Below are 11,473 nucleotides of genomic sequence, written 5' to 3' on the forward strand. Positions count from 1 at the left end.
CGACGGCTACGCTCGGCCACGGCACCGGCAACCGGCTTGGGGGTGACCGTCCATGGTCGGCGTGCGCGATCTCGATCCCAGCGCCTCACCGCTGGACTACTACGGCTCCGAACTGCGCCGCCTGAGAGAGGACGCGGGCCTCAACCAGGCGCAGCTCGGCAGCATCGTCTTCTGCACGGGCTCGCTGATCGGCCAGGTCGAGACCACGCGGAGGGTCCCGACACGGGACTTCTCGGAACGCGTGGACGCGGCGCTCGGCACGGGCGGGGTGTTCTCGCGGCTGGTGGGGCTCGTGCTGCGGAGCCAGCTGCCGACGTGGTTCCAGGCGTATGCGGAGATGGAGGCGCGGGCGTCCTATCTCTCCACCTACCAAGCGCAGTTGGTGGATGGGCTGCTGCAGACGGAGGAGTATGCCCGGGCGGTCTTGGGGGTGTGGAGCGACGATCTCGACGCGAAAGTCGCCGCGCGGATGGAGCGACAGCGCGTACTCGACCGCGAGAACCCGCCACTGATGTGGGTGGTGATGAGCGAGGCCGTGCTGCATCAGGAGATCGGTGGCCGGGACGTCATGCGGAATCAACTCGCCCATTTGTTGGCCCAACAGGGGCGGCAGTGGGTGCAGGTGCAGATCCTGCCCTTCGAGGCGGGCGCCCACGCTGGGCAGCCGGGGTCGTTCAGCCTCCTGCGGTTCGACGACGACCCGGACATTGTCTATACGGAGGACTTTGTCCAGGGTCATATGACGGCCAATCCGCAGGCTCTCAGGGAAGGTTCACTCCGTTACGATCATTTGCAGGCTGCCGCCCTCTCGCTGGAGGAATCGGCGGTCCGGATCGCCCGCGTAATGGAGGAACGTTATGGAGCTCATCCAGAACCTGCCGGGCGCACGGTGGCGTAAGTCCTCGTACAGCTCCGACACCGGCGGACAATGTGTCGAGTGTGCCCCGCTCGGCGCCCTGGCCTGGCGCAAGTCCTCGTACAGCGGCGACACCGGCGGCAATTGCGTCGAGGTCGCAGCCCAGCCGTGCCTCGTCGCCGTGCGGGATTCCAAGGTCCCCGAGGGGCCCGTCTTCACCGTCCGCCCCGCCGCTTTCGAGGCGTTCGTGAGGGCCGTCTCTGTGTGATCCGCCCTCTACTCGGGGCGAGGGAGCGGGGGACATGGAGCAGGTGCAGCCGTTCCAGGCCGTCGGCGTGCTCGGGCAGGGCGGGACGGGGCGGGTGCATTTCCAGTCGGAGGCCGCCGGTCAGCGCGAGGCGCCCCGCATCGGGTTCGGCACCGAGGCCTCCTGGGGGTCGGCCACTGCCGACTGGACCTGCGTCCTCGCCGTGCGGGAGGGCAACCTCTCGGTCTGGGTGGGCCTCCGGGCGAAGCCGTACACCAGGGGTGCCTGCGAGACGCAGGCGAAGGACGGCGCCCGCGCCGCCCTGAAGGCCGCCCGGCGAAGCTGACCCGCGCGGCCGCGGCCCGCCCCCTCCGGGCGGCCGGCGCTGCTTTGCGGACGCTCCCTAGCGGGAGGGCGGGCCCAGGCGGCGGCCGTTGCTCGTGCCGCACGCCAGGCAGACCATCCAGTCGCCGAGCAGGCCGTCCTCCCGCAGGTGCGGCTCGGAGGCGACGTTCGACTCCTCCTCGCCGCAGAACATGCAGTCACCGTCCTCGCCCTCCAGGCGCCGCATGGGGACGGGTGGTGTGCCCGTGCGGTGCTCGCAGCCGAGCCAGCCGCACCCAGGGCATTCCCACCACGCCTCGGGGCGTCGCGCCGGTGCCGCTCCGCCCCAGCGGTTGCGGCGGAGCGCGACCGTGAAGGGCGTCAGTGTGCGCCCGCAGCGCGGGCAGTCGGGGGTGGTCATGCGGACCTTCCTTTCCGGGGTGGAACCTCTCCCCATGGTCTGCCCAGGGGCCGCGGGCGGGGACCCCGCACCCTGCTGGGCGGTGGACGCGAAGAACGCCTGCATCTGACCTTCCGTCAGATTGCAACGTGTTCTAGTCTGCCGCGCATGGGCATCGGAATCACGCAGGAGCAGCGGGAGTTGGCCGAGGCGATGCGCGGCTGGGTGGCGCGGGTCGTGCCTCCCGAAGAGGTGCGCAAGCTGCTCGACTCCCCGCCGCGGACCGGGGTGCGACCCGGCTACTGGGACGCTCTGGCGGAGTCCGGGCTCCTGGAGCCGCACCTGGAGGGCGGGACCCTGCTCGACCTGGCCGTCGTCGTCGAGGAGGCCGCCCGGGCCGCCCTGCCGGGCGCGTACCTGCCGAGCGCGCTGGCCTCCGTACTGCTCGACCGGGCCGGGGCCGATCCCCTCGCCGGCCGGGTCGGGGCGGTCGCGCTGGAGCCGGGGAGCCTGACCGCCACGGCCACCGAGGGCGGCGGGCACCTGCTCGACGGGCTCGCACCGCCGGTGCTCGGCGCCGGCGAGGCCGATCTGGTGCTGCTCGCCGCGGAGACCGCGCACGGGCCCCGCTGGTTCGCCGTGGACGCCGCCTCGCTGGACATCCGTACGCACGACAGTGCGGATCCGACCCGCCCCACCGCCGAGGTGCGGGCCCGCGGTGCGGTCGTCCCCGCCGGGCGGCTGTTGGAGCTGGACACGGCGCTGGTCCGCGACCTCGCCTGCACGCTGTTCGCCGCCGACGCGTGCGGCACCGCCGCCTGGGCCCTGCACACGGCCGCCGAGTACGCCAAGGTGCGCGAGCAGTTCGGTCGGCCCATCGGGCGGTTCCAGGGCGTCAAGCACCTGTGCGCCGACATGCTCGTGCGGCTGGAGCAGGCCCGCGCGCTGGCCTGGGACGCAGCCGGCGCCATGGACGAGCCCGCCGAGGTGCGCTCGCTGGTCGCGGCCCTCGCCGCCGGGACCGCCCTGGACACCGCGTACTCCTGCGCCAAGGACTGCATCCAGATCCTCGGCGGGATCGGCTTCACCTGGGAGCACGATGCCCACATCCATCTGCGGCGGGCCGTCGTCGCCCGCCAGCTGCTCGGGCCCGGCGACGGGCACCGGGTACGGGCCGTGCGGTGCGCGTCGGGCGGTGCGCGACGGGAGCTGCGCCTGGAGCTGCCCGACGAGGCCGAGGCGTACCGCGCGAAGGCCCGCGCCGCCGTCGAGGGCGCGCGCGGCCTCGACCCGGCCGCCGCCCGGCGGGTCCTGGCCCCCACCGGCTACGCGGCGCCCTACCTGCCGCCGCCCTACGGCCTGGGCGCCGGACCCGTGGAGCAGATCGTCGTCCAGCAGGAGCTCGCGGCCGCCGGGGTCAAGGTCTCCGACCTCGGCATCGCCACCTGGATCGTGCCCTCCCTGCTGGCCTACGGGACGCAGGCGCAGCGCGACGCCTACGCACTCCCCACCCTGCGCGGGGAGATCAGCTGGTGCCAGCTCTTCTCCGAGCCGGGCGCCGGCTCCGACCTGGCCTCGCTGCGGACCCGGGCGGACCGGCGGGAGGACGGCTCCTGGCTGGTCAACGGGCAGAAGGTGTGGACGAGTTCCGCGCACAGCGCCGACTTCGGGATCCTGCTGGCGCGCACCGACCCGGCGGCGCCCAGGCACAAGGGGCTCGGGTACTTCGTCGTCGACATGAAGAACACCCCCGGGATCGACGTCCGGCCGCTGAAGGAGATCACCGGCGAGGCCCTCTTCAACGAGGTCTACCTCGACGACGTCGAACTCCCGGCGGACGCCCTGGTCGGCGCGGCCGACGACGGCTGGAAGGTGGCCCGCAACACCCTCGGCAACGAACGGGTGCACATGGCCGACCAGATGACCTTCGACACCGGACTGGAGGCGCTCCTCGCGCGCGCCGCCGACCTCGACGGCGCGCAGCGGGCCCGCCTCGGCGCGCTGGCCGCCGAGGCGCACGCCCTGGCCTGCATCGGGCTGCGCACCACGCTCCAGCAGGTGTCGGGGCTGGAGCCGGGCGCGGGCGCCTCCGTGCGCAAACTCGTACAGACCCCGCACCAGCAGCGGACCGCCGAGTTGGCGCTCGAACTGCTCGGGCCGGCGGGCGCGGTGCAGGAGGAGGCGGGGGAGCGGGCGGTGCACGCCATGCTCATGTCCCGCTGCCTGACCATCGCCGGGGGCACCACGCAGGTCCAGCTCAACGTCGTCGCCGAGCGGATTCTCGGCCTTCCGAGGGACTGAAGGGACACCAGGGGCATGAAGTCGTACATCGTGGGCGTCGGCATGACGAAGTTCGAGAAGCCCGAGTCGCGGGACCGGCAGTACTGGGACATGGCGAAGGAGGCCGGGACCGCGGCGCTCGCGGACGCGGGTGTGGACTACGGGCTGGTGCAGCAGGTGCCGGTGGGCTACTGCTTCCAGGCCTCCACCGCCGGCCAGCGCGCGGCGTACGAGCTGGGGCTGAGCGGGGTGCCGGTCTACAACGTCAACAACAACTGCGCGACGGGATCGACGGCGCTGATGATGGCGCGGCAGTTCGTGGAGGGCGGACTGAGCGACTGCGTGCTGGCGCTGGGCTTCGAGAAGATGAAGCGGGGCGCGCTGGGCGGGGGCGCTGACGGAGGGGACTTCAAGACGTCGCCGGTGGCCCGGCACTACGCGATCATGGCGGCGGGCCACGGCTTCGAGATGTCTCCGCCCACGGCGCAGATCTTCGGCAACGCGGCGCGCGAGCACATGGAGCGGTACGGGACCACGCCCGCGCAGCTCGCGGCGGTCGGCGCGAAGAACCACCGGCACTCGGCGGACAACCCGAACGCGCAGTTCCAGGACGTGTACTCGGTCGAGGAGATCCTGGCGGCGAAGGAGATCCACGCACCGCTGACGAAACTCCAGTGCTCCCCGACCTCGGACGGGGCGGCGGCGGCCCTGGTGGTGTCCGAGCGGTTCCTGGTGGCGCACGGGCTGCACGACAAGGCGGTGGAGATCGTCGGACAGGCCATGACGACGGACACGGAGGAGTCGTTCGCGTCGGGCTCCTGCATCGACGTGGTCGGCAAGCCGATGAGCGCGGCGGCGGCCCGGCAGGCGTACGAGGCGTCCGGGCTCGGCATCGAGGACGTGGACGTGGTGGAGCTGCACGACTGCTTCTCGATCAACGAGCTGCTGACGTACGAGGCGCTGGGCATGTGCGAGGACGGGGCCGCGGGCAAGCTGGTGGAGAGCGGGGCCACGACGTACGGGGGGCGGTGGGTGGTGAATCCCTCGGGCGGGCTCATCTCCAAGGGCCATCCGCTGGGCGCGACGGGGCTGGCGCAGGCGGCGGAACTGGTCTGGCAGCTGCGGGGCGAGGCGGGTGCGCGGCAGGTCGCGGGCGCACGCGTCGGCCTGGCCCACAACATCGGCCTGGGCGGGGCGGCGGTCGTCACGCTGCTGCGCCGCTGACCGCGCCCCCACCGCCCCGCCGCAGCCGCACCCCGGGGCCCGGCCTCGGACACCCCGTTGCCCCCAGACCGACGGGACCCGGCCCCCGGACCAGGCTCCGGGACTCAACCGGGGATGTGCCACACCGCCACCAGCTGGGCACCCTCCGTCGCGGTGCCCTCCCGGAGGGTGAACGGAGCGTCCGGGCCGGCGAGCGCGAACAGGGCGGCCCGGAGCTCGGCGGCGGGGAGCGGCGGCGTACCGGGTTCGGGGTGCCGGGTGCCGGTCAGTCGGTCGAAGAGGCCCATCGGGCCAGCCTACGAAATCCCCTTCCCGGCCCAGGACTTCCGTGCAGCCGGTTTCAGTTCGCAGCGGCCGTCGGTGCACTGCCTGCGGAGGCGGCCCCGGGAGACGGTCTCGGCCAGCCCGATCGCCCAGCACATCGGGCAGCCGCGCAGCGCGACCAGCCCGACCGGCGCGAGGAGCAGGGTGGCCGGGCCGAAGACCGGGATGAGGGCGAAGGCCGCGATCAGCGCGCCGAAGCCCACTGCGCCCCGCGCCAGGTGCCGCGGCACGGACGCGCTCGCGAAGCCGGATCCGGAGGATCGGGAGGATCGGGAGGATCGGGAGGGAGTCGCGGTGTCAGTGGTGGGCACGGGTGTCCCCCAGGGTGTGCTGGAGTGCCGCACGGGCGCGGTGGAGTCGCGACTTCATCGCGGCGGTGCTCAAGCCCAGGGCCTCGGCGGCGGTCCGCCCGCTGTGCCCCTGGACGTCCCGCATGATCAGCACGCGCCGTTGGTCCGCCGGCAGCGCGGCGATGGCCTCCGCCACCCGTCCCGCCTCCAGGCGCCGCAGCACCTCGTCCTCGGCGGACATGACGGCCGTGTCCGGCAGCGGCGGGCGCTCCCTCGGCATCAGCCGGGCGCGGCGCAGGCACTCGTTGCGCACGATGCGGAACATCCACGACGCCAGCGCCCCGGAAGCCCTGAGCATGCCGACCCTGCGGTACAGGATGATCAGCGCTTCCTGGGCCGCGTCCTCGGCGTCCTCGCGCGATGCGCACAAGGAGTGCGCGAAGCGGCGTACGTTCGGATGCGACCCGGCGACCAGCGCAGTGAGCGAATCGAGGTCACCGGCCTGCGCGGCGACCACCAGCGCCTCGCCCGGCCAGTCGGTACGGTCAGCCACGGGCCCGGCCCCGCTTGCGCAGAACGGCGACGGTGCACGCGCAGAGCAGGACGGCCGCGCCGGCGACGGCGAGAGCAGTGATCACGACAACCTCCAGGTCAGGTGCCGACCTCGGCGTCGGCGACATACACAAGAGGCATGGGCACCTCGAAAGGATTCACCCCAGGGCCGGATCGATCACCGTCTCGCCCGTCGAGGCCCGGCGGATCGCCTCCGCCAGGGCCTCCACCCGGTCGTCCCGCAGGACCAGCCCCGCCGCGCCGGCGGCGAGCGCGGCCTCCCGCAGACCCGAGCGCGCCGAGCCCGTCAGGACCAGGATCCGGCACTCCGGATCGTCCTCCAGCAGGGCGGTCACCGCCGCGAGATCCTCCACCAGAGCCACCTCGGGGCGGGCCGCCGCGTCCCGTACGACGTCGATGTCCGGCTGGAGGCCGAGCTGGAGCGCCAGAGCCGGATTATGCGGTTCCAGGAGGACCCGCAGGGTGCGGGTCCGGCGGTGTTCCACGGGCATTTCGTCCACCGGCAAAGCCTATCTGACGGGCAGTCAAGAGTCTTCCCAAGTGCCGGGGCGTGCGTTATACATTCCCTCACCGGCCGAGCCTAGAACGCGTTCTAGAACCGGTCGCCCCGCAAACGACCTCGGTGCGGCCGACGGTGCGGACGGCCGCGCCGAGGTCTTCCAGGGCAGCGATTTTCCCGCCACACCGACGACAGGGAGCCGCATCCTCATGCCGATCGACGCCGCCAGGGCACTCGCCGCAGACCCCCGCCAGGGGGACATCGGCTGGGACCACAAGGACATCCAGCTCTACCACCTCGGCCTCGGCGCGGGCCTGCCGGCCACCGACCCGGAGGAGCTGCGCTACACCCTCGAATCCAAGCTCCACGTCCTGCCCAGCTTCGCGACCGTCGCCGGAGCCGGCATGGCCATGCTCGGCGGCCTCGCCGCCCCCGGCATCGAGGTCGACCTCGCCCACGTCCTGCACGGCGGCCACTCCATCGAGCTGCACCGGCCCATTCCCGTCAAGGGGCGGGCCACCTCCAGCTCCAAGGTCGCCGCCGTCTACGACAAGGGCAAGGCGGCCGTGATCGTGCTGCGCTCCGAGGTCGCCGACGCCGACGGACCGCTGTGGACCAGTGACGCGCAGATCTTCGTACGCGGAGAGGGCGGCTTCGGCGGCGAGCGCGGACCCTCCGTCAAGGAGGAACTGCCCGGGCGGGACCCCGACCGGGTCGAGGAGCGGCACGTCCGCGAGGACCAGGGCCTGCTCTACCGCCTCTCCGGCGACTGGAACCCCCTGCACGCCGATCCCGAGTTCGCCAAGCTCGCCGGCTTCGACAGGCCGATCCTGCACGGCCTGTGCTCGTACGGCATGACCCTCAAGGCCGTCGTCGACACGGCCCTCGGCGGGGACGTCTCCCGGGTCCGCACCTATCGCACGCGCTTCGCCGGGATCGTCTTCCCGGGCGAGACGCTGCGCATCCGGATGTGGCAGGAGACCGGCCGCGTCCTGGTGTCGGTGACCGCCGTCGAACGGGACGACGCGCCGGTCCTCGCCGACACCGTCGTCGAACACTCGTAGCACCCACTAAGGAGCCGCACCGTGCGCGCAGCACTGCAGAGCGAGATCGGCCAGGACAAGCTGGAAGTCGTCGACGACATGGAAGCCGTGGGCTTCGGCCCCGGCAAGGTCAGGATCCGGGTCAGGGCCACCGGCCTGTGCCACTCGGACCTGTCCGCCATGAGCGGTGTCCTGCCGCAGCCCGCCCCCTTCGTCCCGGGTCACGAGGGATCCGGCGTGATCACCGACGTCGGCGACGGCGTCACCGGCCACGCGATCGGCGACCGCGTCCTCGTCTGCTGGCTGCCGCCCTGCGGTCACTGTCCCTCCTGCAGGCGCGGCCAGGGCCACCTGTGCCTGGAGGCGTTCGGGAACGTCGCCACCCCCAACTTCAAGCGGGCCACGGGCGACGTCTTCGGCTTCGCCGGCACCGGCACCTTCTCCGAAGAGATGGTGGTCCCCGCCGCCTGCGCGATCCCGATCCCCGACGACCTCCCCTTCGACATCGCGGCACTGATCGGCTGTGGCGTCACCACCGGCCTCGGAGCGGCTATCAACACCGCCAGGGTGGAGGCCGGCTCCTGCGTCGCCGTCATCGGCTGCGGCGGCGTCGGCATATCCGTCATCCAGGGAGCCAAGGTGCAGGGCGCTGCCCAGATCATCGCCGTGGACCCGGTCGAGTCCCGCCGCGAGGCGGCCCTGCGCTTCGGAGCCACCGAGGCGGTCGCCCCGGAGGAGTTCGCCGACGCCAGACACCGGATCACCGCCGGCGAGGGCTTCGACTACGTCTTCGAGGTCGTCGGCAAGTCCGCGACGGTGCAGAAGGCGTACGAGATGACACGGCGCGGCGGGTCGGTCGTCGTGGTCGGGGCCGGCGCTCTCGACGACGACTTCCGGATCAACATGTTCTCGCTCTTCTTCGACGAGAAGAAGATCCTGCCGTCGATGTACGGCGGCGGTGACGTGCTGCGCTCCTACGAGCGCACCATCTCCCTGTGGCGGGCCGGCCGCATCGACCTGGCCAACCTGATCACGCACCGGGTGAGCCTGGCGGAGGTCAACGACGCCCTGGACCAGATGCGCACCGGCGTCGCCCTGCGCACCTGTATCGAACTCTGACCCGGCCACCGGCCCTTCCCGGCCGCCCCGATCGCCGACCCGTTCTGCAGATCCGTTCCGCCGATCCGATCTCCGAGGGGAACCGTACGGATGTCACTGCCACTTGAGGGACTCTCCGCCATCGTCACGGGGGCGGGCCGCGGGCTCGGCCGGGCCGAGGCGATCGAACTCGCGCGGCTGGGTGCGAGCGTGGTCGTCAACGACTTCGGCCAGCCCGGCCGGGACGGCTCGGGGGAGGCCTCGGCCGCCCCGGCCCAGGAGGTGGCCGAGGAGATCCGCGCCGCGGGCGGGCGGGCCGTCGCCCATCTCGGCGACGTGGCCGACTTCGAGCAGGCCCGTGAGCTGGTCGAGCTGGCCGTCGACCACTACGGGAAGCTCGACATCCTGGTCAACAACGCGGGCATCCTGCGCGACCGGATGGTCTTCTCGATGTCGGAGGAGGAATGGGACGCGGTGATCCGGGTCCACCTCAAGGGCCACTTCAACACCACCCGCTTCGCGTCCGCCCACTGGCGCGAACGATCCAAGGCGGCCGGCGGCCCGGTCTACGGCCGGATCGTCAACACCTCCTCCGAGGCCTTCCTCGGCGGCTCGGCCGGCCAGCCGAACTACGCCGCGGCCAAGGGCGGCATCGTGGGGCTGACGACCTCGACCGCCCTGGCCCTGGCCAAGTACGGGGTGACGGCCAACGCCATCTGCCCGCGTGCCCGCACCCGTATGACGGAGGACGTCTTCGCCGGCTTCGAGGTCCCCGAGGACGGCACGCTGGACGCCCTCGCCCCCGAGCACGTGGCCCCGCTCGTCGGCTACCTGGCCTCACCCGCCTCCGCCAGGGCCAACGGGCAGCTCTTCGTCGTGCACGGCGGCATCGTCGTCGTCATGGAACGCCCCAGGGTGGCGGCGAAGTTCGACACGGGCAAGGAGTCCTTCTCCTACGAGGAGCTCGACCAGGCCCTCACCCCGCACTACGACTCCCGCCCGGCGAACGAGACCTTCGCCGCGCCGGAGGTCCTCGGCCTCAGGCACGGCTGAGCCGCCGCCGAACTTGCCGCCTACTGCCGCCCCGCCAGGGGGGCCTGCTGGAGCGGGACCGGGCGGGGCGACGCCGGGGGCTGCCGGTCCGGGCGGACCGGCGGGGGAGGGGAGGCGGGAAGGCTCATCCCGACGATCCCGCAGGGCGCCTCCGCTGTCGTGCACGGCAGGTGCAGGCGGCCCTGCGGGCTCCACATCCCCGCCCCGCCCAGCCACCCCGTCGGGGCGGCCAGCCGGAAGACACGCCGGTCGGCGGGACGCCACAGGCCGATGTCCCCCTCGGGCAGCCACAGCGCCACCCCGCAGCTCTCCGGCATCAGGGCCTGGCCGGGCTGGAGCGCGAAGGGCAGTGCTTCCCCGAGCCGCAGACACTCCGGGAAGCGGACGGGGCGGGAGCTGCCCAGCACCCCCCAGCCCAGGCGCGGTTCGCCCGGGGCGTCGGAGCGGATCAGCAGCAGCCCGCTGTCGGGCTCGGCCCGCAGCAGCCGGTCGTCGCTGTCCTCGGTGATCTGGAGCAGCGGTGAGACCTCTCCGTCACGTCCCAGGTCCACGGCGACGGCTTTGACGGTGCCGTCCAGCTCGCGGTCCAGCGCCAGCAGCCGGCCCGTCCGGTCGAGCCACACGCCACCCGAGCAGCGTCCCGGGATCCGGGCCACCGGCTGCGGCCCGAACGCGCACCCGGCCACCTGCCACAGCGTGGTCACGGTGTCCGACGCGGCCACGGCGAAGGCACTGGAGCCGTCCGGGGCCGGCGGGAGCAGGAAGACCCGTACGCCCTCCTCCGCGTCCACCCCGCCCAGCCGGAGCTCCCCGGTGCGCGGCCCGGCCGCGGCGCCCGTCGGGTAGAGCAGGGAGAAGGCGTGGCGGTCCGCGACCCGCCGGTGGATCAGCACGCGCCCGTCGGACAGCGGGAGGAGCCCGCTGTCGGCCTCCTCGGGCTGGGCGAGGGGCAGCGGCACCGCGTACGGCTCGGGACCGGCCAGGGTCCAGCGTTCCGCGTAGCGCGCCTCGCCCTCTCCGGCGAGCCGGGCGGCGTACGACCCGTCCGCGGAGATCGCGAACGGGGCCGTGGTCGTCATCTCGATGGCACAGACAGTCATCCGGGCCGTCACCTCCGGTGAGGAAGCTAGTTTTCGGGATTCCTGCCGAACAACACGACCAAGGCGGCTTCACACGTAAGGGTGTCCGGGCGGCGATTCGTCGGTGAGGGGCGGCGCGATTGTGCTGTCCGACATCGAAAGGCAGGCACCGCGGCCGTCGGG

14 protein-coding genes are annotated in these 11,473 nt (G+C 72.8%); 8 read left to right on the top strand and 6 right to left on the bottom strand.

Annotated elements, in window-relative coordinates; translation table 11 throughout:
• Window positions 1-52: 52 nt before the first annotated feature.
• From ACFW2G_RS14100 to ACFW2G_RS14110, 3 genes are read left to right on the top strand one after another with little or no spacing between them, the layout of a single operon-like run.
• Window positions 53-898 carry a helix-turn-helix transcriptional regulator gene (locus ACFW2G_RS14100; protein ID WP_037927380.1) on the top strand — a complete coding sequence of 282 codons (846 nt, stop codon included), beginning with the start codon at window positions 53-55 and terminating at the stop codon, window positions 896-898.
• The gene (locus ACFW2G_RS14105; protein WP_037927377.1) at window positions 858-1,124 is read left to right on the top strand and encodes a DUF397 domain-containing protein; all 267 of its coding nucleotides are present in this window, start codon (window positions 858-860) and stop codon (window positions 1,122-1,124) included. Before ACFW2G_RS14100 ends, ACFW2G_RS14105 begins: the two co-directional genes overlap by 41 nt.
• 34 nt (window positions 1,125-1,158) lie before the next feature.
• Window positions 1,159-1,449, top strand: a complete 291-nt coding sequence (locus ACFW2G_RS14110; RefSeq protein ID WP_384583633.1) for a hypothetical protein — start codon at window positions 1,159-1,161, stop codon at window positions 1,447-1,449.
• 57 nt (window positions 1,450-1,506) lie between these two features.
• Here ACFW2G_RS14110 and ACFW2G_RS14115 read toward each other — a convergent pair whose 3' ends face one another.
• Window positions 1,507-1,848, bottom strand: coding sequence for a hypothetical protein (locus tag ACFW2G_RS14115; protein ID WP_384452383.1), 342 nt, complete (start codon window positions 1,846-1,848; stop codon window positions 1,507-1,509).
• 147 nt (window positions 1,849-1,995) lie between these two features.
• On the opposite strand from ACFW2G_RS14115, the gene ACFW2G_RS14120 reads away from it, so the two are divergent.
• Window positions 1,996-4,128 (top strand): acyl-CoA dehydrogenase, encoded by a 2,133-nt coding sequence (locus ACFW2G_RS14120; protein ID WP_384583630.1) that lies wholly within the window; start codon window positions 1,996-1,998, stop codon window positions 4,126-4,128.
• Between the two features lie 15 nt (window positions 4,129-4,143).
• Window positions 4,144-5,331, top strand: a complete 1,188-nt coding sequence (locus ACFW2G_RS14125; protein WP_037927366.1) for a lipid-transfer protein — start codon at window positions 4,144-4,146, stop codon at window positions 5,329-5,331.
• A 104-nt stretch (window positions 5,332-5,435) separates the two neighbouring features.
• Here the strand turns inward: ACFW2G_RS14125 and ACFW2G_RS14130 are convergent, their stop codons facing one another.
• From ACFW2G_RS14130 to ACFW2G_RS14145, 4 genes are all read right to left on the bottom strand, one after another.
• The gene (locus ACFW2G_RS14130) at window positions 5,436-5,618 is read right to left on the bottom strand and encodes a hypothetical protein (protein WP_384583627.1); all 183 of its coding nucleotides are present in this window, start codon (window positions 5,616-5,618) and stop codon (window positions 5,436-5,438) included.
• A 9-nt stretch (window positions 5,619-5,627) separates the two neighbouring features.
• A complete protein-coding gene (locus ACFW2G_RS14135) occupies window positions 5,628-5,966 on the bottom strand; it encodes a hypothetical protein (RefSeq protein WP_078556972.1) in 339 nt (112 codons plus the stop codon).
• Window positions 5,953-6,498, bottom strand: a complete 546-nt coding sequence (locus tag ACFW2G_RS14140) for an RNA polymerase sigma factor (protein ID WP_384452392.1) — start codon at window positions 6,496-6,498, stop codon at window positions 5,953-5,955. Before ACFW2G_RS14140 ends, ACFW2G_RS14135 begins: the two co-directional genes overlap by 14 nt.
• A gap of 157 nt (window positions 6,499-6,655) precedes the next feature.
• Complete coding sequence (locus ACFW2G_RS14145) at window positions 6,656-7,009, bottom strand: DNA-binding response regulator (protein ID WP_384583671.1); 354 nt, start codon at window positions 7,007-7,009, stop codon at window positions 6,656-6,658.
• Between the two features lie 217 nt (window positions 7,010-7,226).
• On the opposite strand from ACFW2G_RS14145, the gene ACFW2G_RS14150 reads away from it, so the two are divergent.
• The 3 genes from ACFW2G_RS14150 (at window position 7,227) to ACFW2G_RS14160 (ending at window position 10,211) form a co-directional block, all read left to right on the top strand.
• Entirely contained in the window at window positions 7,227-8,081 is an 855-nt protein-coding gene (locus tag ACFW2G_RS14150; protein ID WP_384583624.1) for a MaoC/PaaZ C-terminal domain-containing protein, read from the top strand.
• 21 nt (window positions 8,082-8,102) lie between these two features.
• Window positions 8,103-9,179, top strand: coding sequence for a Zn-dependent alcohol dehydrogenase (locus ACFW2G_RS14155; RefSeq protein WP_384583621.1), 1,077 nt, complete (start codon window positions 8,103-8,105; stop codon window positions 9,177-9,179).
• Between the two features lie 90 nt (window positions 9,180-9,269).
• On the top strand, window positions 9,270-10,211 hold the full coding sequence (locus ACFW2G_RS14160; protein WP_384452401.1) for a 3-oxoacyl-ACP reductase: 942 nt from the start codon (window positions 9,270-9,272) through the stop codon (window positions 10,209-10,211).
• 20 nt (window positions 10,212-10,231) lie between these two features.
• Here the strand turns inward: ACFW2G_RS14160 and ACFW2G_RS14165 are convergent, their stop codons facing one another.
• Entirely contained in the window at window positions 10,232-11,311 is a 1,080-nt protein-coding gene (locus ACFW2G_RS14165) for a hypothetical protein (RefSeq protein WP_384452404.1), read from the bottom strand.
• Between the last annotated feature and the right edge of the window lie 162 nt (window positions 11,312-11,473).

This window comes from Streptomyces sp. NPDC058880 (assembly GCF_042742535.1).
In the GTDB taxonomy this organism is placed as follows: Bacteria; Actinomycetota; Actinomycetes; order Streptomycetales; family Streptomycetaceae; genus Streptomyces.

What these genes read in the sequence shown, in the direction of transcription:
- ACFW2G_RS14100 (WP_037927380.1), top strand. Translation starts at nt 53, where the DNA reads ATGGTCGGCGTGCGCGATCTCGATCCCAGCGCCTCACCGCTGGACTAC.
- ACFW2G_RS14105 (WP_037927377.1), top strand. Translation starts at nt 858, where the DNA reads ATGGAGCTCATCCAGAACCTGCCGGGCGCACGGTGGCGTAAGTCCTCG.
- ACFW2G_RS14110 (WP_384583633.1), top strand. Translation starts at nt 1,159, where the DNA reads ATGGAGCAGGTGCAGCCGTTCCAGGCCGTCGGCGTGCTCGGGCAGGGC.
- ACFW2G_RS14115 (WP_384452383.1), bottom strand. Translation starts at nt 1,848, where the DNA reads ATGACCACCCCCGACTGCCCGCGCTGCGGGCGCACACTGACGCCCTTC.
- ACFW2G_RS14120 (WP_384583630.1), top strand. Translation starts at nt 1,996, where the DNA reads ATGGGCATCGGAATCACGCAGGAGCAGCGGGAGTTGGCCGAGGCGATG.
- ACFW2G_RS14125 (WP_037927366.1), top strand. Translation starts at nt 4,144, where the DNA reads ATGAAGTCGTACATCGTGGGCGTCGGCATGACGAAGTTCGAGAAGCCC.
- ACFW2G_RS14130 (WP_384583627.1), bottom strand. Translation starts at nt 5,618, where the DNA reads ATGGGCCTCTTCGACCGACTGACCGGCACCCGGCACCCCGAACCCGGT.
- ACFW2G_RS14145 (WP_384583671.1), bottom strand. Translation starts at nt 7,009, where the DNA reads ATGCCCGTGGAACACCGCCGGACCCGCACCCTGCGGGTCCTCCTGGAA.
- ACFW2G_RS14150 (WP_384583624.1), top strand. Translation starts at nt 7,227, where the DNA reads ATGCCGATCGACGCCGCCAGGGCACTCGCCGCAGACCCCCGCCAGGGG.
- ACFW2G_RS14160 (WP_384452401.1), top strand. Translation starts at nt 9,270, where the DNA reads ATGTCACTGCCACTTGAGGGACTCTCCGCCATCGTCACGGGGGCGGGC.
- ACFW2G_RS14165 (WP_384452404.1), bottom strand. Translation starts at nt 11,311, where the DNA reads ATGACTGTCTGTGCCATCGAGATGACGACCACGGCCCCGTTCGCGATC.